Below are 17,118 nucleotides of genomic sequence, written 5' to 3'. Positions count from 1 at the left end.
AACAAGAGAGTATCGGTTCAGCAGAAAGTTTCATGGAATGAAAGACGCAATTACGCTCGACCAGTTGCGCGAAGCAATCGGCACGGAAGTTGGATGTTCCGAATGGCGTGAAGTCACGCAGTCAATGATCGATCAATTTGCCGATGCAACGGATGACCACCAGTTCATCCATGTTGATCCAGAACGCGCGGCCAAGGAAACGCCATTTGGCGGGACGATTGCGCACGGTTTTCTGACTTTGTCGTTGCTTTCAACATTGGCATTTGAAGCATTGCCGATGCTCGAAGGGGCAACGATGGGCATCAATTATGGCTTTGACAAAGTACGCTTCATGTCGCCGGTAAAAACCGGAGCGCGCGTGCGTGCGCGGTTCAAGCTCTCGAGTGCTGATATTCGTCCATCAGGTCGTGTGGTCAACCATTACGAGGTTACGCTGGAAGTCGAAAACATGATGAAGCCAGCGCTAACCGCGACATGGATCACCATCTCAGTTGTTGAGCTGCCACGCGATTAACAGTATCTCTGATTACAGAGTAATAAGCCGTCCTTCTTCATCGAGAGGGGCGGCTTTGTCTTTGTGCGCTGTCATCAGCTCGCTGAAGAAAAACGGACCGTGCAAAAACATGCCGAAATCATAGAAATTTTTCTTTTCGGCGCCACGCATATAGAGCAGATGCATGAGGAAGAAGTTGCCTTTTGAGCGCTTGTAGCGATTCTCACTGTGCACATTCTTGAAGCGGATGCGGTGAATCAGCGGAGGTTTCTCGGTCTTGATCTTGAGTGTCTTGGCCGGATCAGAGCCATAGAAATGGATGATGTCGGTGAGTACCTGAAATTCTGACCAGAGAACCGGGCTGACTTCCATCACAACGCGCATATCTTCACGCAAAGTACGCGCTTTGGGATGAAGTGCGATCATCAGCAGGCACGAGCCGATTGCAAGCAGTGAGACAGGTTGTTTGCGCAGAAGGTCGGGGCGCTCACGCTGAACATCTGCAAGCGCTTCCACTGCCGGAACCGTGCCGAGGCTGTGCGCAACGATGATGACTTCGTCGGCGTTGCTTTCCGCGATTTTCTTTTTCAGCGCCTCTGCAAAAGCCTTGCGTCGCTCAATGAGCTTTTTGTTGCGATCATGAGTGCGGTCATAGGCTGCCGACCAGTCGTCGAGCAGATAAGACATGAAAAAGCGATCACCCGGCCAGCGGACCATCAAAGTCGCAGCAATCGCTGCCACTGGCACAGACCATAGGAGGTTCCAGAGCGGGAAGCCTATAAGCACCGGCGCATAGGTAATGAGGCTTGCAATGGCAATCAGAGCAATCGACAGCAGAAATGGCCACATGAAGAAGATGACAAAGCGCCAGCTTGTGGTGAGATAGCGCCAGAGCGTTCCGGTAAAGAGGATGTTCATGAAGGCGTAAAAGCCTGTCAACATGCGCTTTGGCGTGGAGCGTGCTGCATAATCATCGAAAATATCCGCAGTGCCGAACTGACAGAACTCCGTTTCTGTTTCCCAGCCATTGCCTTTGGTGGTGGCAGTCAACGTTCCGCAATCATCCGGCTCGTCGGTCATGGGTGAAAGCTTCGTCTTGGCTTTCCATAACCGGTCAAAATCTTTCAATACCATTGCATGACGTATGCGCACGGCTTTGGGATGTAGGCCTTCGTAGCCTGTGAATTGAATAACGAGTCGTTTGCGTAAGGTCATGAATATGGCGCGAAGGAATCAATCGAAATGGAAAAAGCCTGTGAATTACCGATTGCTCCTATCATGGAGCAATGAGGCTGAATTGTGCGGAATGCGCGTGGCAGATAACGTATTAAGGGCTGGTTCGTCATTATAAATCGATGTGAGAGTATTATTTATCTGCGACAAGGGGCAAAATTGCATCTGGAGGTGGACAGGTGGGGGGCTATCTGGTAATAGCCAGCACCAATTTGCAGCGTTTAAGCTGCGAAGCTTGGGAGAATTTAGGCGTTTACCGGTTGACTCGATTGACTGGAACTCGTTAAGAGACGCCCTAATGCCTCAGGCTCAATCGAAATTCTAACCGATACGGGATTACACGTGCAGGTACTCGTCCGCGATAACAATGTTGATCAGGCTCTCCGCGCTCTCAAGAAAAAGATGCAGCGCGAAGGTATCTTCCGCGAAATGAAGATGCGTGGCCATTATGAAAAGCCTTCCGAAAAGCGTGCTCGCGAAAAGGCAGAAGCCGTTCGCCGCGCCCGTAAGCTGGCACGTAAGCGCGCACAGCGTGAAGGTCTCATCGGCGGCGGTCGCGTAGCCGCTCGTTGATCGATCTGAAATTGGCGCTGCCTGTGTAGCGCCTTTTTTTGCATTCCGGTGCGGCCTATGGCTTGCGCCGGTTTTTGCATATTTGGAGTTTGGGATCACCTAGGTTCACGAGATGAGACATGGTGATTTGAATTGTCAGTTGGTCGCCATATCCAGACCTTCATTCTCGCCTTGATCTGATTGTAACAGAGCGCTGCCGCTTTACCGGATTAAGTCAGGGACAGTTTTTTCTACTGACTTTTCTGTGCTATTAAGAGCGATAAGACTAAACGGTCGGGGATAAATTTGAGGGATGCTGGTGGTTGAATCCCATAGATCCTTTATTGAGAAAGGAACGCTGTCGTTGCCAACACGTTTTAAGATGATGCATTCGTCCGGGACCGCTATGGCCCGAAACAGTCTGTTGGCCGCAACGGCAGTTCTGGCGCTTGGCCTCGCGGGTTGTCAGAGTTCCTCTACCAATGTACTGACTTCGATTGATCGTGCACAGGGCTCGACCGAGAACATCAGCTCGCTTACAAGCGTCATCCAGAGCAATCCACGCGACCCTGAAGCATATAATGTGCGTGGTTCGGCCTATGGCAAAGCCGGGCGCTATAAAGAAGCGCTGCGCGATTTTGAGCAGGCTATAGCGCTCAATCCGAACTTCTATCAGGCTTATGCCAATCGCGGTCTCGTGTACCGCTATATGGGCGACAGCACTAAGGCGGTGCAGGATTACAGCCGCGCGATCCAGATCAATCCGCAATATGATGCGGCCTATGTTGGACGCGGCAATGTCTATCGTCAGGCCGGACGCCTCGATCAGGCGCTCAGCGATTTTAATCAGGCGATTGCGCTTCAGACCACTGATGGACGCGCCTATCATAATCGCGGTCTGATTTACCAGGCCAAGGGACAGCATAAGCAGGCGATTGAAGATTTCTCGAAAGCGATTTCGCTGAATTCCACAGCACCCGAACCTTATAATGGTCGTGGTATTTCCTATGTCGCTCTTGGCGACTACGACAATGCCTTTGATGATTTCAACACGGCGATCAACCTTGACGGAAATGTTGCTGAAAGCTGGTCCAATCAGGCGCTGGTTTACGAGCAGCGTGGAGACAAGGCAAAGGCGGCTAATTCCTATACGCGGGCTATTCAGCTTGATCCGAATTATCAGCCCGCCAAGGCAGGTCTTTCACGTACACGCGCTTAAATAGCGCGTTTCGCTTTCCTTTATTTAACAGCGACATATAATAGCTGTATGTCGCTCTTCGATCACATCGGGTTTCAAAGCAATAATCTTCGCCGCAGTCTTTCATTTTATGAAAGCTGCATGCCTAAGCTTGGGTTGGCCGTTGTTTCGCATTCGGAACGCGGCTTCTTTATCAGTGGCGGGGAAAGAGCACCTGTGCCCTTTCTATGGATCCATAGCAGGCAGAAAACGGACGCTGATCTGCCGGACGGAAAACCGGGCAATCATCTGCATCTGATGTTTAATGCAAATAGCCGCGCTGAGGTGGAGGCATTTCATCATGCAGCGCTTCAGGGCGGCGGTGGTGAAAGCGGTGCGCCCGGTTATCAGGGGCCGGAAGAAATGGGCTATTATGCGGCCCTTGTCTTTGATCCCGACGGAAACACACTGGAAGCGGGTTTCCGTCAAAGAGCAAGATAGATTGTTTTTAGGCTCTTGAGCGCAGATTTCGCTTGTCGAGGCGATTAACCATCTGGTCGCCGACCCATTGAATTCCGCACACCATGATGATCAGAATGATCACAACAGCAATCATCACCGTTGTTTCAAAGCGTTGATACCCATAGCGGATTGCAAGATCGCCAAGACCACCTGCGCCGATGGCACCAGCCATGGCCGATGCGCCAATTAGTGTGATGATGGTAACTGTGAAGCCTGCCACAATGCCCGGCAGGGCTTCTGGCACCAGCACTTCACGCACGATTGTCCAGCGGTTTGCCCCCATGGAGCGTGCCGCTTCGATCAAGCCATTATCGACTTCGCGTAAAGAGACTTCTGCAATACGCGCATAATAGGGGATTGCAGCAATCGACAGCGGTACGATGGATGCCCATGTGCCGATGGATGTGCCGACTATAAGACGGGTAACCGGAATCAGTGCCACCAGTAGAATGATGAAGGGCACGGAGCGGAAACCGTTGATGAGCGCACCCAGGATGCTGTTCACCGTCAGGTTCTGCGCGAGGCCGCCGCGCTCTGTGAGAATCATGATGATTGCGAGTGGCAGGCCAACCACGAGCGAGATCAGGCTCGAAAAGCCAGTCATGATCATGGTCTCCCAAAAGGAGCGCCAGAGAAGATCAAGCATTGCCTGAGACATAGCCGAGTACCTCCGTGGCGTCTGCATGGGTGTTGAGATAGGTGATTGCGACTTCCAGTTTTGGCTTGTCCTGCGCGGGCAACCCAATGAAAAGTGTCCCGACCGGTTCGCCCTGAATGGTGTCCATGCCGCCATGGATCAGTTGAGGAGCGATACTGGTGGCATTGGCCAGATCGTAGAAAAAAGCGCCTTTGGCAGCAGCGCCGGACAGTTTGACCTTGAGAACGGCAAGATCGCCGGTTTTGTCGAGACGGTCACGCCAGATGGCAGGCAGTTCCGGGGTTAGCACCTGCAACATGCTTTGGGTGACAGGTGACTGCGGATTTGCAAAGACTTTCCAGACTGGACCTTCTTCGGCGATCGCACCGTGGTCGAGCACGATCACACGGTCGGCGATGCGGCGGATGACTTCCATCTCATGGGTAATGAGCAGAATTGTCAGGCCGAGCTTGGTGTTGATGTCTTTGAGCAGCGCCAGAATAGATTGCGTTGTTTCAGGGTCAAGCGCCGAGGTTGCTTCATCGGAAAGCAGAACGGCGGGTTCCGCAGCGAGTGCGCGCGCAATACCAACGCGCTGCTTCTGGCCACCCGAAAGCTGTGCCGGGTAGTGATTGATCTTGTCTGATAATCCGACGAGCTCCAGCAATTCCGACACGCGCTTAATTCGTTGGGTCTTTGTCTGGCCTGCGATTTTCAACGGCAGTGCAATATTCTGTGCCACGGTTTTTGCCGAGAGCAGATTGAAATGCTGGAAAACCATGCCGATGCGGCGACGTAACGGCTGCAGGCTGCTTTCATTTAGTTGTGTGATTTCGCGGCCTTCGATCCTGATCGAACCGGAATCGGGCGTTTCCAGACCATTGATGCAACGGATCAGCGTGGATTTACCCGCGCCGCTGCGACCGATAATGCCGAGAATCTCGCCGCGTGCAACCGAAAGAGAGACGCCATTGATAGCCGGTGTTTCGCCGAACATTCGGCGCACGTCTTTCATTTCGACGATGGGCGCTGATGTGGCGAGTGGCGGTTCAATGGTCACGGTCGTGTCTTCTGTATCTTGTGTCGCGGTGTAACCGTGACTTGCTAAATCGATAAGGCTTCAAGGAGAATGACGCCAAAGTGCAAAAGCGCTGTGCATTCGGTGCGCGCCGGATGCTTTTGGGCATTTTTTTTCCATACGTCAATAAAAGCCGCGCCGGAAACGTTTTCCGGCGCGGCTTTTCAGGCCTTAGAAGGATTAGTTCCAGGCTGGAATGCCTGTGCCCTTGTAAACGCGGTCAAGCTCGGCCTTCACAGTGTCGTTCTGGTAAGCAGCAACCAGGTTCTTCACCCAATCCGCGTTTGCATCTTCGGTACGCACGGCGATGAAGTTGTTGTATGGGTTGTTTTCCTTGGATTCCCAACCGATTGCTTCTTCTTTCTTGAGGCCAGCCTTGCCAGCCCAATCGTTGTTCACGATGGCTGCATCGAGATCGTCAATCGAACGACCAACAACACCGGCATCAAGTTCCTTGACTTCGATCTTCTTTGGGTTTTCGACAATATCGATTGGCGTTGCCAGAATGCCTGCATCGGGCTTCAGCTTGATAAGGCCTTCAGCTTCGAGAACGCGCAGTGCGCGGCCTTCGTTCGATGGGTCATTTGGAACGCCGACCACTGCGCCTTCTTTAAGTTCATCAAGGCTCTTGATTTTGCGCGAGTAAATGCCGATTGGCCAAACAGCGGTGTAACCTGCAACGCTGATGTCATAACCATGCTGCTTGATCTGCTCATCAAGATAAGGCTTGTGCTGGAAGGCGTTGGCGTCGACTTCCTTGCGTTGCAGTGCTTCATTTGGCTGGTTGTAGTCGTTGAAGATGACGCGTTCGATGATGAGGCCATTCTTCTTGGCTTCTTCGGCAACAACTTTCCAGACGTCTTCGTCTTCGCCGCCCATGATACCAACCTTGATGGTCTTGTCTTCGGCATGGCTTGGCGCTGCCGCAAAGCCAACGGTGAGTGCTGCTGCGGTGAAAAGGGCTGCTTTGAGACCAGCGCGGCGGGTCAGCGAATAGCGGGAAAGGACTGACGACATTTTGTTTTTCCTTGTTTAAAGATTTGGAGAACCGACTTCAGAAAGCAATCGTTTTTAGACGATCTTTCTGCTCCAGCCCACCTTGGTGCCGATAATTCCCGTTTATCGGATAAGAAACAAGAAAAATTATTTCAGAAAAGCGCGATATGGTGAATGTGAAATTGTTTTCACAAAAGGTTGAGAGGATTGTCATTTCCTCTCACGCGCCTGTCGGGAATCACGTTTCAGCGCTGGTTGCTGAGGATCATTTGAGCGGCCTTTTCTGCAATCATCAATGTTGGCGAATTGGTGTTGCCGGATGTGATGCTTGGCATGATTGAGGCATCTGCGATGCGCAGTCCATGAATGCCGTTGACCCGCAATTGGGGATCGACGATTGCGTCTGCATCGCGCCCCATGCGGCAGGTGCCGACGGGATGGAAAATCGTGGTTCCAATATCGCCAGCAGCCTTCTCGAGTTGCTCCTGCGTTTCATAGTCGGGGCCAGGTCTGAATTCTTCCGGGCGGTATTTCTCCAACGGTGCCTGTGCCACGATGTTGCGGGTGAGGCGGATGGCATCGGCTGCAACGCGGCGGTCGCTTTGGGTTGAAAGATAGTTGGGCTGGATCGCAGGCTGTGCGTGATGATCGGGCGATTTGATATGAATAGAACCCCGGCTGTCGGGTCTTAAATTGCAGACGCTGGCGGTAAAAGCAGGGAAGGGGTGAACCGCATCGCCGAATTTATCGAGGCTCAACGGCTGCACATGATATTGCAGATTGGCGCTTTCATAAGACGGGTCGGAGCGGGTGAAGACACCAAGCTGGCTTGGTGCCATCGACATGGGACCAGAACGACGCAGCAGATATTCAAGGCCAATCATCGCCTTGCCGCTCAGCTTGCTGGCCTTTTCGTTGAGGGTCGGAATGCCGCTCACCTTATAGACGCAACGCAATTGCAGATGGTCTTGCAGGTTTTCGCCAACCTGTTCGCGTTCCAGAACAACAGGGACTTCGGCCTGTTGCAAAACATCGCCGCGCCCGATGCCTGACAGTTCCAAAATGTGTGGTGAACCGACGCTGCCCGCTGCCAGAATCACTTCGCGCCTTGCCGTGATGGTGCGTGTTGTTCCATTCTGTTTGAACGTGACGCCTGTGGCGCGTAATTCCTTTATTTCGATGCGCTTTACATGTGCGCCCGTCTCGACACGTAAGTTTTTGCGATTAAGGGCTGGACGCAGAAAGGCCTTGGCCGTGTTCCAGCGAATGCCACGCTTCTGATTGACCTTGAAATAGGACACGCCTTCATTGTCGCCGCGATTGAAATCATCGGTCGCAGGGATGCCAGCGGCAATTGCTGCATCGCGGAAGGCATCGAGAATATCCCAATGGAGACGCGCGGTTTCCACACGCCATTCGCCGCCTGCGCCATGCAGATCATCAGCACCTGCAAAATTGTCTTCGGATTTTTTGAAGAACGGCAGCACGTCCTCCCAGCCCCAGCCGTCGCATCCGGCCTGTCGCCAGAGATCATAGTCGCGGGCCTGACCGCGCATATAAATCATTCCGTTGATAGACGAGCAGCCGCCAAGCACCTTACCGCGTGGATAGCCCAGTGCGCGACCATTCAGGCCGGGTTCAGCTTCAGTGGTAAAGCACCAGTCGGTGCGCGGATTGCCGATGCAATAGAGATAGCCGACGGGGATATGAATCCACGCATAATTATCTTTTCCGCCCGCTTCGAGCAGCAGGACAGAATGGTTTGGGTCGGCAGAAAGGCGGTTTGCAAGGGCGCAGCCAGCCGTGCCCGCGCCAACCACGATATAATCGTAGGTGTCGGTCATGATCTTAAATCCAGTAAAAGGTGGAGCCGCTATCCTATGAACATGCGGCTCCGTCGGTTATCCGAACAATTTCTTGCCAAGTCGCGATGCATAGAACTCGCCAACGATGCCTTTGCGGAAGAGGAGCACGCACGCCATGAAGATGACGCCTGTGACGATTGTCACGGGGAAGTCTGAGGTTGCGAGATAGTTCTGCAAAGCCACCACGAAAGCTGCACCGACGATTGGGCCAATCAGCGTTCCGATACCACCGAGCAGTGTCATCAGGATCACTTCGCCCGACATCTGCCAGCCGACATCGGTGAGTGTTGCAAACTGGAACACCAGTGCTTTCATGCCACCAGCAAGGCCTGCAAGCGCTGCCGACATTACAAAAGCCGCGAGCTTATAATGATTGACGGAATAGCCCAAGGAGACGGCACGGCTTTCGTTTTCGCGTACGGATTTGAGGATCATGCCGAACGGCGAATTGGTAATCCGCCAGATCGCGAACACCCCAATGACAAAGACAGCCAGCACAAAATAATACATGTTCATCGGCTGATTGAGATCGATGAGGCCAAAGAGATAACCACGTGGCACGCCCTGAAGACCGTCTTCGCCGTGGGTGAAGGCCGCTTGCAGACAGAAGAAGAAGAACATCTGCGCCAGCGCAAGTGTGATCATCGTTGAGTAGATACCCTGACGGCGAATGGCGAGATAGCCGATCACTAGACCGAGCACTGCCGCAGCCACTACGCCGAGCAGAATGCCAATTTCAGGTGTGACGCCCCATACTTTGACTGCATGTGCCGTCACATAGGCAGCACCGCCGAAGAAAGCGGCATGGCCAAAGGACAAAATACCAGTATAGCCGAGCAACAGGTTGAAGGCTGAGGCAAACAGCGCAAAGCACAGCATCTTCATCAGGAAGATCGGGTAGACCATGAAAGGAGCCACGATCAGTCCAGCAACGGCAATCGCCAGAATGATTGCCGACAGGCTGTTAAGGTTCGGTGCTTTTGCTTGATGATGTGCCGTCGTTGCTTTGAGAACAGTATCAGTCATATCAGGCCTCCTTCCCGAACAGTCCGGCGGGTCGCACCAGAAGGACGATAGCCATGATAACGAAGATGACGATGCTGGAGGCTTCCGGATAGAACACTTTGGTCAGACCTTCCGCCAGTCCCAGCACATAGCCTGTGATGATAGCGCCAAGGATCGACCCCATGCCGCCGACCACGACCACAGCAAAGACCACGATGATGATGTTGGACCCCATGAGCGGGCTGACCTGATAGATGGGCGCTGCGAGAATTCCGGCAAAGCCAGCAAGTGCTGAGCCTAAAGCGTAGGTGAAGGTGAGTAGAAGTGGCACATTGATGCCAAAGGCTTTAACCAGGGTCGGGTTTTCCGTTGCTGCACGCAAATAAGCGCCGAGCTTGGTTTTCTCAATAAGCAGCCACGTGCCGATGCAGATGATGAGCGATGCCACCACGACCCACGCGCGGTAGTTCGGCAGGAACATGAAGCCGAGATTATTGCCACCGGCAAGCGATGGTGGCACGGCATAAGGTTGACCGGCAGCACCATAATAATAGCGGAAGGTGCCTTCTATCACGAGCGCTAACCCAAAGGTGAACAGCAGACCATAGAGCGGATCAAGATTATAGAGCCTTGAAAGCGCAACGCGTTCGATGATGGCGCCGCCCAGACCCACGATCAGTGGAGCGAGAATAAGCGCTGGCCAATAGCCGATGCCAAGGCCGCTCAACAGCAGATAGCCGACAAAAGCGCCGAGCATATATTGTGCGCCATGGGCAAAATTGATGATGCGCAAAAGCCCGAAGATGATGGCGAGGCCGAGGCTAAGCATAGCGTAGAAAGAGCCATTGATCAGGCCTACGAGCAATTGCCCGAGAAGCGCCTGAACGGGAATTCCGAAGATCATCGTCATCGTCTTAAACTCCTAACGCTTGCGTGAGCGATGCCATGCGAGCGGGCAGCTCGGCGGTTGGGAAGTTTTCCGTCACCACGCCATGATCCATCAGATAGAAGCGGTCTGCCACTTTTGCGGCAAAGCGGAAGTTCTGCTCGACCAGCAACACAGTCATGCCGCGTTTTTTGAGTTCCACCAGCACATCGCCGATGCGCTGGATGATGACGGGCGCAAGCCCTTCGGTCGGCTCATCCAGCAGCAGAACTTTGACACCTGTGCGTAGAATACGGGCAATGGCCAGCATCTGTTGTTCGCCACCGGAAAGCTTGGTGCCGGGGCTGTTGCGGCGGTCGTAGAGATTAGGGAAGAGTTCGTAAATCTCGTTTAAGGACATGCCGCCTTTGCCAACGACCGGCGGAAGCAGCAGATTTTCATGCACGTTGAGCGTTGCGAATATTCCGCGTTCTTCCGGCACAAAACCAAGGCCCGTACGGGCAATACGGTGCAGCGGTACGCGCAGAATGTCTTTGCCATCAAGCGTGATGGTTCCGGTGCGCTTGCGGATAATGCCCATGATCGTGCGCAGCGTTGTGGTTTTGCCCACACCATTGCGGCCCAGAAGCGTGATGGTTTCGCCGGGCCAGATATCGAGATCGACGCCGTGTAACGCATGGCTTTCGCCATACCAGGCATTAAGCCCGCGCACGGAAAGCAGGGGTTTGCCTTTATTCATGTTCGGTCCCCATATAGGCGGTGCGTACGCGCTCGTCTTGTGCGACGGTGGCATAATTGCCCGATGCGAGGATCTCGCCGCGTTGCAGCACCGTGACGTGATGGGCAATGTCAGCCACCACTTTGAGATTGTGTTCGACCATCAGCACCGCACGATCCTTGGCCACATCGGTGATCAGCGCTGCAATGATATGCACGTCTTCATGGCCCATGCCTGCCATCGGCTCGTCGAGTAGTAGCACTTTGGGATCAAGCGCCAGTGTGGTGGCGATTTCAAGCGCACGCTTGCGGCCATAAGATAAATCAGCAGCCAGCGCATAACGGGCATCGGCTAGGCCAACGCGCTCCAGCAGTTCAATCGCTTTTGCGTCGAGCTGATCCAGTGCAGACAGCGAACGCCAGAACTGCGTTGCCAAACCATTTGGGCGCTGAAGTGCGACCTTCACGTTTTCCAACACAGTCAAATGCGGGAAGGTTGCGGAAATCTGGAACGAGCGCACCAGACCCAACCGCGCAACTTTGGCAGGATCGGTCTTGGTGATGTTGTCGCCAAGCAGCGTGATCGCGCCACTTGTCGGCTGGAGGAACTTGGTCAGCAGGTTGAAAACAGTTGTTTTTCCTGCACCATTCGGGCCGATCAGCGCATGAACGCGGGCGTGCTCCACATCAAGATCGACATTCTTCACCGCATGAAAGCCGCCAAACGACTTGCCCAACCCGCGTGCAGAAAGAACAATCCTCGCCGGCTCTGCTTCTCGCAGAGCCGTAGTATTTTGAGTTGCTGTGTTCATGCCATCCGCCTCTTACTGCGTGACCAGAGTACAGCCGCTTTCTTTAGGCTTCAAATAAGCCTGATCACCGGGGATGGTTGCCAGCACATTATAATAGTCCCACGGAGCTTTGCTTTCGTCAGGCTTTTTCACTTCCATCAGATACATGTCGTAGATCATGCGGCCATTTGGACCGACCTTACCGTTGCGGGCGAAGACGTCGTTGACCGGCATTTCATGCAGCTTCTTGGAGACAGCTTCCGTCTCGTCGGTGCCTGCTTCTTTGATGGCTTTCAGATATTGCAGCACAGCGGAATACGTGCCTGCCTGAATCATATTTGGCATACGGCCGGTGCGGTCAAAGAAGCGCTTGCTGAACTCGCGTGATTCATCGTCGCGGTCCCAATAGAAGCCTTCGGTGAGCGTCAGCCCCTGAGCTGCATCAAGACCAAGTCCGTGCACTTCGGCAATGGTGAAGAGCAGTGCTGCAAGGCGCTGCCCACCGGCAACGATGCCAAATTCTGCCGCCTGTTTGATTGCATTGGATGTATCAAGACCGGCATTGGCAAGGCCAACAACCTTGGCACCCGAAGCCTGTGCCTGTAGCAGGAAGGAGGAATAATCTGTCGTGCTCAGAGGATGACGGACGGAGCCGAGAACCTTGCCGCCTTTTGACGTGACGAATTTTGAGGTCTGATCTTCCAGCGAATACCCAAATGCATAATCAGCGGTCAGGAAATACCACGTATCGCCCCCCTGTTCGACCAGTGAGCCGCCAGTGCCAACCGCAAGCGCATGGGTGTCATAAGCCCAGTGGAAACCATAAGGCGAGCACTGCTTGCCTGTGAGTTCCGATGTTGCGGCACCGGTATTGATGGTGATTTTCTTCTTGTCTTTGGAAAGTGCCTGAACAGCGAGACCGACGGAAGAGCTGGTCAGCTCCATAATGGCGTCAACCTGTTCTGTGTCATACCACTGGCGCGCGATGTTTGCGGCAACGTCCGGTTTGTTCTGATGGTCGGCGGTGATGATTTCAATCGGTGCGTCCAGCACCGTTCCGCCAAAATCCTCAGCGGCCATTTTTGCCGCTTCATAAGACCATTTGCCGCCGAAGTCAGCATAAACGCCGGACTGGTCGTTCAGAATGCCGATTTTGACTTTGCCGTCTGATATTTCTGCTGCGGATGAAATCGCGGTTGCAGCAAAAAGTGCAGCCGTCGCAAGTGCAAAAAGTTTCATTCAGTGCTCTCCTCCCAAAAACTCCATATCCGTCGCTAAAGAGCAGACGGAATCCTCCAGTGAAGCAGTCTTTTTTAGACCAGGCGGGCAAACCTCCTCAAGTTCGCACACCCTTCTGCCTCGGCCCGGTTTGTTCCTCCACGCGGGCTAATTGTTGGAACGGTAGCATTGACAAATGCGTACAAGAACAACAATTTTTGAACACGGTCTGTCCGAAAATGTACAGATGGAGATTGGGAGGAACGCTTGCGCCAGTTTACATGGGACGATCTACAGTATTTTCTCGCTGTGGCGCGGACGGGTCAGCTTTCGACTGCCGCCAGACAATTGCGAACCAGCCATGTCACGGTGCTGCGTCGGATTGACCGTCTGGAGCAGGCGTTGGCGACCAAATTGTTTGAACGCAATCCGCGCGGCTATCTTCTGACTCCGATGGGTGAGCGACTGGTTGAGCCTGCGGAAGTGATGGAACGCGAGGCGCTGAAATTCCAGACAGAGGCAACGGGGAGTTTCTCGGCGCTGTCAGGTGTGGTGCGGCTTTCAACGCTTGAAGGATTTGGCAATTTCTTTCTGGCGGATCGCCTGCCGGTGCTGGCGAAATCCTATCCAAGCTTGTCGGTTGAAGTGGTAACGATCCAGCAGATCATGTCGCTATCGCGACGTGAGGCAGAGCTTTCGATCACGCTGCATATGCCACGCACCGGGCCGTATCACAGTGAAAAACTGACATCATACCGACTATTCATCTATGGCCATGGTGATTATTTGAAGTGTCATCCGCCGATAAGGTCGCGTGAAGACCTCTCACAGCATCCCTTCATCGGCTATATTGACGATATGGTGTTTACACCAGGCCTTGATTACATGCGCGAGATCTTGCCCGGACAGCGTTGCAATTATCAAAGCTCCAGCATTCACGCGCAACTTACGGCGACGCTGACCGGGTATGGGCTTTGTGTTCTACCATATTATATTGGAAGTCAGCATTCGGAACTTGTGCCTGTGTTGCCAAAGGAAATGCATCTGGAGCGCGAATACTGGATGAATTGCCATGTTGATGTGATGGCAGCCCCGCGTATCCGGGTGATCAGTGATTTTATGCTTGGCGCAGTGCGTGAAGCCTCAACAACGTTCTTAGGCGAAAGCCTGCTTCGATCTTAGATAAGGCCCCCGCCAATCGCATATATGCAGGTAATGACGAGCGCGCTGAAGCCGAAGCCAATAATGAAAAGGTTTAGTGATCGCAATTTTATCCCCCCGCATACAATTCGGGGCGGGTTATCGCTGAGTAGGGTTTGAAAGTCTACCGTGAATTGCATCGGTTCAAACTAAAGTTGTATTTGTCTACATGAGAACTTTTTTCGGTCTTTTTGACCGTCTAGTTCAGTTTCTGCGGTGAAACCCTCCGCTACAGTTCTTCCAGCGCATCGCCAAAAGTTTCAATCGCTCGTAACCGTTTGCGACCGTTCGCACCAACCTTTTCAATGGCTCTTGTTGTAAGCAGGTGACAAAGCGCCATAACGGATACGTGGTTAAAGAGAGGGCCGGGGGCTAGTGTCTGACATTGAAAATGCCACTGCGCAGAGGTTCGAAATGGGGCGCCTTCATCCGTAATATAGAGTAACTTTGCGCCGCGCTTCTCAATGGTCTCAAGGATCTCATCCATCTTAGCAATGCGCCGACGCAGCCCAAAGACGATGACCAGATCGTCAGGTTTTATACTGGCAATATACTCGCCCATCGTCTGACCCGGACCCGGTATAGCAACGATATTGTCCAATACCTGCATCATCTGCCATTGCAGATATGTGGCGAAGGGATTGCTACTACGGAAACCGATCACCCATGTTTTTCGAGCGGCGAGGATTGTATCGACAACAGAATCGATTTGTGTATCGCGTATAGAGACAAATGTTGTTTCAAGATTGGTGATTGCTTGGCTTACATGTGACGAGAGAGATTGAGCGCTGTCGCCGTTCGTCGGACTAGATAAAAATAGCCGTGAACCGGTCTGCTTCTCCTCACGCGCATGACGGCGCGATTCTTCATAAGTTTCGTAGCCCAGTCGCCGAACGAAGCGCGTTACTGTGGCATTCGACACATGCGCTAGTGTTGCTAGTTCCGAAGCAGAATAGCTCGCTAGTTCACCAGGAAAATCACAAATGAATTCTCCCAGCCTTTTTTCTGCTGGCGGAAGGCCATCAAGGACGTCTCTGACACGGGAAAGAAAGGATCTTTCTGCTGGGTTCATGATCGTTTTATGAAATCCATTTTTCAAGTTGCATTAATTATTAGCAGCTTTTTGCGAGATGTGTAGCTTTTTTGCTTAAAATGAGTGCAACATAAGTAATTGATAACAAACAATAAAATTTTGCTTGTCAAAACTGATTTTCTCTGGCTTGATAATGAAAAAATAATTTCATGCCGGTAATAAAAAGGGGTTGTACCGATATGGCAGGGGAACAAATGATGCAGTCCGGCGCTACGTCCGCGACGAATAAACAAATGGAACAGGCACTTGGGAGTATAGGTGTCACCAGTGCTCACAAGAAGATACTTCTTCTTGTGCTCATCGGCTGCTTGTTCGACTCATTCGAGCAGAACACAATTGGACTGGTTGGTCCTATCCTACGTGAACAATGGGGTCTGACGGGAACAGATATTGGCTTCCTGAATACCATCACCTTCGCAAGCGCTGCAATTGGGCGACTTCTTTCTGGCATTCTTGGTGACCGTTATGGTCGCCGTGTGATGCTCACCTTCAATTTGTTGCTCTTCACGCTGGGATCAGCCTTGTGTGCTTTAGCACCCAGCTTCGCTTGGCTGTGCTTTGCTCGCGCCATTGTCGGCTTCGGCGTAGGCGGCGAGATTTCAACGGCTGTTACAATGCTGGCCGAATTCTGTTCGCCCAAGTTCCGCGGGACAGCAGCTGGTCTTGTTAATGTGGGCGCAGGCGGCTTTGGCAATTTCCTTGCACCGGCTTTCGGTCTGTTGGTTTTTACGATCTTTCCGGGCGAAAATAACTGGCGCTGGTTGTTTGGCGTGCTTGCGATCCCAGCACTTCTGGTCGTCTTCTTCCGTTGGTATGTGCCTGAAACACCACGCTTTCTTGCGTCTCAGGGAAAAATAGGTGAGGCAAACAGGGTTCTGTCGATCCTTGCATCGGGTAAGCTTCGCCCGAAGAACTTGAAAGTCACTGAATATCTGTCGAAGATCGAGGAACGTGAAACCAAGCCTGCAAAGGGCGCTTGGAAGGAGCTTTTCCGGCCGCCGTTTATCGGACGTACCGTTCCTGTAGCCATCGCGATCTTGATGAGCTATGGCGCACAGCTTTCGGTCCTCACCCTGATGCCGATGATCTTTATATCGATGGGTTATACGCTTTCTGGCAGCCTTCTCTATACGATGGTTATTCAGAGTGGCAGTGTTCTGGGTGCAATCGCAGCTTCGGCTTTCGGTTACTATTTTCCGCGTAAGAGGGTTTTGACAGTTGGAGCAGTGTGTGCGTGTGCGGCAGCACTTTGCATCGTTTATCTCGGAACAAGTCTTTATCTCGTCCTGTTTTTCGGCGCAGTGTTTCAGTTCTTCGTATTGTTGCTCAATACGTCGATTTGGATTTACGCTCCAGAACTTTATCCGACCCGTATTCGTGGTTTCGGTGTTGCGCTGATCCTTGCAAGCGGTTCTGCTGCTGGTTCCTTTATTCCGATAATCGCTGGTGCATTATTCGATACATATGGAATGATCGGCGTTTTTGGGTTGGCGGCGTCTATGTATGCAATCTTTGCTTTCTGTATCCAGCTTGGACCGGAAACATTTGGGCGGAACATGGAAGACCTAACGCAGCCTGCTGATGACGGCAGCAACGAAGTCGATTTTGTGGAGGCAGCGCCACAAAAGTCATAATGCCTCAAAAGGGATCACAGA

At 52.6% G+C, this 17,118-nt stretch carries 17 protein-coding genes; 6 read left to right on the top strand and 11 right to left on the bottom strand.

What is annotated here, in order from left to right; all coding sequences use genetic code 11:
- Window positions 1–37: 37 nt before the first annotated feature.
- Window positions 38–514: a MaoC family dehydratase gene (locus CEV31_RS02750; RefSeq protein WP_094505369.1), complete on the top strand. Its 477-nt coding sequence runs from the start codon at window positions 38–40 to the stop codon at window positions 512–514.
- Between the two features lie 12 nt (window positions 515–526).
- Here CEV31_RS02750 and CEV31_RS02745 read toward each other — a convergent pair whose 3' ends face one another.
- Window positions 527–1,708, bottom strand: coding sequence for an alpha/beta hydrolase (locus CEV31_RS02745; RefSeq protein WP_094505368.1), 1,182 nt, complete (start codon window positions 1,706–1,708; stop codon window positions 527–529).
- Between the two features lie 360 nt (window positions 1,709–2,068).
- On the opposite strand from CEV31_RS02745, the gene rpsU reads away from it, so the two are divergent.
- The 3 genes from rpsU to CEV31_RS02730 all read left to right on the top strand — a co-directional run bounded on the left by rpsU (window position 2,069) and on the right by CEV31_RS02730 (window position 3,956).
- Entirely contained in the window at window positions 2,069–2,299 is a 231-nt protein-coding gene (gene rpsU, locus CEV31_RS02740) for a 30S ribosomal protein S21 (RefSeq protein WP_094505367.1), read from the top strand.
- 292 nt (window positions 2,300–2,591) lie between these two features.
- Window positions 2,592–3,497: a tetratricopeptide repeat protein gene (locus tag CEV31_RS02735; RefSeq protein WP_094505366.1), complete on the top strand. Its 906-nt coding sequence runs from the start codon at window positions 2,592–2,594 to the stop codon at window positions 3,495–3,497.
- Between the two features lie 48 nt (window positions 3,498–3,545).
- The gene (locus CEV31_RS02730; protein WP_094505365.1) at window positions 3,546–3,956 is read left to right on the top strand and encodes a VOC family protein; all 411 of its coding nucleotides are present in this window, start codon (window positions 3,546–3,548) and stop codon (window positions 3,954–3,956) included.
- Window positions 3,957–3,963: 7 nt separating this feature from the next.
- Here the strand turns inward: CEV31_RS02730 and CEV31_RS02725 are convergent, their stop codons facing one another.
- The 9 genes from CEV31_RS02725 to CEV31_RS02685 form a co-directional block, all read right to left on the bottom strand.
- Window positions 3,964–4,635, bottom strand: coding sequence for a methionine ABC transporter permease (locus tag CEV31_RS02725; protein ID WP_094505364.1), 672 nt, complete (start codon window positions 4,633–4,635; stop codon window positions 3,964–3,966).
- Complete coding sequence (locus CEV31_RS02720; RefSeq protein ID WP_094505363.1) at window positions 4,616–5,674, bottom strand: methionine ABC transporter ATP-binding protein; 1,059 nt, start codon at window positions 5,672–5,674, stop codon at window positions 4,616–4,618. Before CEV31_RS02720 ends, CEV31_RS02725 begins: the two co-directional genes overlap by 20 nt.
- A gap of 198 nt (window positions 5,675–5,872) precedes the next feature.
- On the bottom strand, window positions 5,873–6,709 hold the full coding sequence (locus CEV31_RS02715) for a MetQ/NlpA family ABC transporter substrate-binding protein (RefSeq protein WP_094505362.1): 837 nt from the start codon (window positions 6,707–6,709) through the stop codon (window positions 5,873–5,875).
- Window positions 6,710–6,933: 224 nt separating this feature from the next.
- A complete protein-coding gene (locus CEV31_RS02710) occupies window positions 6,934–8,532 on the bottom strand; it encodes a GMC family oxidoreductase (RefSeq protein ID WP_094505361.1) in 1,599 nt (532 codons plus the stop codon).
- 57 nt (window positions 8,533–8,589) lie between these two features.
- Complete coding sequence (locus CEV31_RS02705) at window positions 8,590–9,579, bottom strand: branched-chain amino acid ABC transporter permease (protein ID WP_094505360.1); 990 nt, start codon at window positions 9,577–9,579, stop codon at window positions 8,590–8,592.
- 1 nt (window position 9,580) lies between these two features.
- Window positions 9,581–10,468, bottom strand: a complete 888-nt coding sequence (locus CEV31_RS02700) for a branched-chain amino acid ABC transporter permease (RefSeq protein WP_094505359.1) — start codon at window positions 10,466–10,468, stop codon at window positions 9,581–9,583.
- 4 nt (window positions 10,469–10,472) lie between these two features.
- A complete protein-coding gene (locus tag CEV31_RS02695; RefSeq protein WP_094505358.1) occupies window positions 10,473–11,183 on the bottom strand; it encodes an ABC transporter ATP-binding protein in 711 nt (236 codons plus the stop codon).
- Entirely contained in the window at window positions 11,176–11,973 is a 798-nt protein-coding gene (locus CEV31_RS02690; protein ID WP_094505357.1) for an ABC transporter ATP-binding protein, read from the bottom strand. The genes CEV31_RS02695 and CEV31_RS02690 overlap by 8 nt, the downstream gene beginning before the upstream one ends.
- Window positions 11,974–11,985: 12 nt before the next feature.
- Window positions 11,986–13,191 carry an ABC transporter substrate-binding protein gene (locus CEV31_RS02685; RefSeq protein ID WP_094505356.1) on the bottom strand — a complete coding sequence of 402 codons (1,206 nt, stop codon included), beginning with the start codon at window positions 13,189–13,191 and terminating at the stop codon, window positions 11,986–11,988.
- Between the two features lie 246 nt (window positions 13,192–13,437).
- On the opposite strand from CEV31_RS02685, the gene CEV31_RS02680 reads away from it, so the two are divergent.
- A complete protein-coding gene (locus CEV31_RS02680) occupies window positions 13,438–14,352 on the top strand; it encodes a LysR family transcriptional regulator (protein ID WP_094505355.1) in 915 nt (304 codons plus the stop codon).
- Between the two features lie 247 nt (window positions 14,353–14,599).
- On the opposite strand, the gene CEV31_RS02675 is transcribed toward CEV31_RS02680, so the two are convergent.
- On the bottom strand, window positions 14,600–15,442 hold the full coding sequence (locus CEV31_RS02675) for a MurR/RpiR family transcriptional regulator (protein WP_094505354.1): 843 nt from the start codon (window positions 15,440–15,442) through the stop codon (window positions 14,600–14,602).
- A 200-nt stretch (window positions 15,443–15,642) separates the two neighbouring features.
- Here CEV31_RS02675 and CEV31_RS02670 point away from each other — a divergent pair, with 200 nt between their 5' ends.
- Window positions 15,643–17,097: an MFS transporter gene (locus CEV31_RS02670; RefSeq protein ID WP_169717300.1), complete on the top strand. Its 1,455-nt coding sequence runs from the start codon at window positions 15,643–15,645 to the stop codon at window positions 17,095–17,097.
- The last annotated feature ends 21 nt before the right edge of the window (window positions 17,098–17,118 follow it).

This window comes from Brucella thiophenivorans, assembly GCF_002252445.1.
GTDB lineage: Bacteria > Pseudomonadota > Alphaproteobacteria > Rhizobiales > Rhizobiaceae > Brucella > Brucella thiophenivorans.
This window is presented reverse-complemented; position numbering and strand designations above follow the sequence as displayed.

Coding starts and splice junctions, on each gene's coding strand:
- CEV31_RS02750 (WP_094505369.1), top strand. CDS start 38: ATGAAAGACGCAATTACGCTCGACCAGTTGCGCGAAGCAATCGGCACG.
- CEV31_RS02745 (WP_094505368.1), bottom strand. CDS start 1,708: ATGACCTTACGCAAACGACTCGTTATTCAATTCACAGGCTACGAAGGC.
- CEV31_RS02735 (WP_094505366.1), top strand. CDS start 2,592: ATGCTGGTGGTTGAATCCCATAGATCCTTTATTGAGAAAGGAACGCTG.
- CEV31_RS02730 (WP_094505365.1), top strand. CDS start 3,546: ATGTCGCTCTTCGATCACATCGGGTTTCAAAGCAATAATCTTCGCCGC.
- CEV31_RS02725 (WP_094505364.1), bottom strand. CDS start 4,635: ATGTCTCAGGCAATGCTTGATCTTCTCTGGCGCTCCTTTTGGGAGACC.
- CEV31_RS02715 (WP_094505362.1), bottom strand. CDS start 6,709: ATGTCGTCAGTCCTTTCCCGCTATTCGCTGACCCGCCGCGCTGGTCTC.
- CEV31_RS02710 (WP_094505361.1), bottom strand. CDS start 8,532: ATGACCGACACCTACGATTATATCGTGGTTGGCGCGGGCACGGCTGGC.
- CEV31_RS02705 (WP_094505360.1), bottom strand. CDS start 9,579: ATGACTGATACTGTTCTCAAAGCAACGACGGCACATCATCAAGCAAAA.
- CEV31_RS02700 (WP_094505359.1), bottom strand. CDS start 10,468: ATGACGATGATCTTCGGAATTCCCGTTCAGGCGCTTCTCGGGCAATTG.
- CEV31_RS02695 (WP_094505358.1), bottom strand. CDS start 11,183: ATGAATAAAGGCAAACCCCTGCTTTCCGTGCGCGGGCTTAATGCCTGG.
- CEV31_RS02690 (WP_094505357.1), bottom strand. CDS start 11,973: ATGAACACAGCAACTCAAAATACTACGGCTCTGCGAGAAGCAGAGCCG.
- CEV31_RS02685 (WP_094505356.1), bottom strand. CDS start 13,191: ATGAAACTTTTTGCACTTGCGACGGCTGCACTTTTTGCTGCAACCGCG.
- CEV31_RS02675 (WP_094505354.1), bottom strand. CDS start 15,442: ATGAACCCAGCAGAAAGATCCTTTCTTTCCCGTGTCAGAGACGTCCTT.
- CEV31_RS02670 (WP_169717300.1), top strand. CDS start 15,643: ATGGCAGGGGAACAAATGATGCAGTCCGGCGCTACGTCCGCGACGAAT.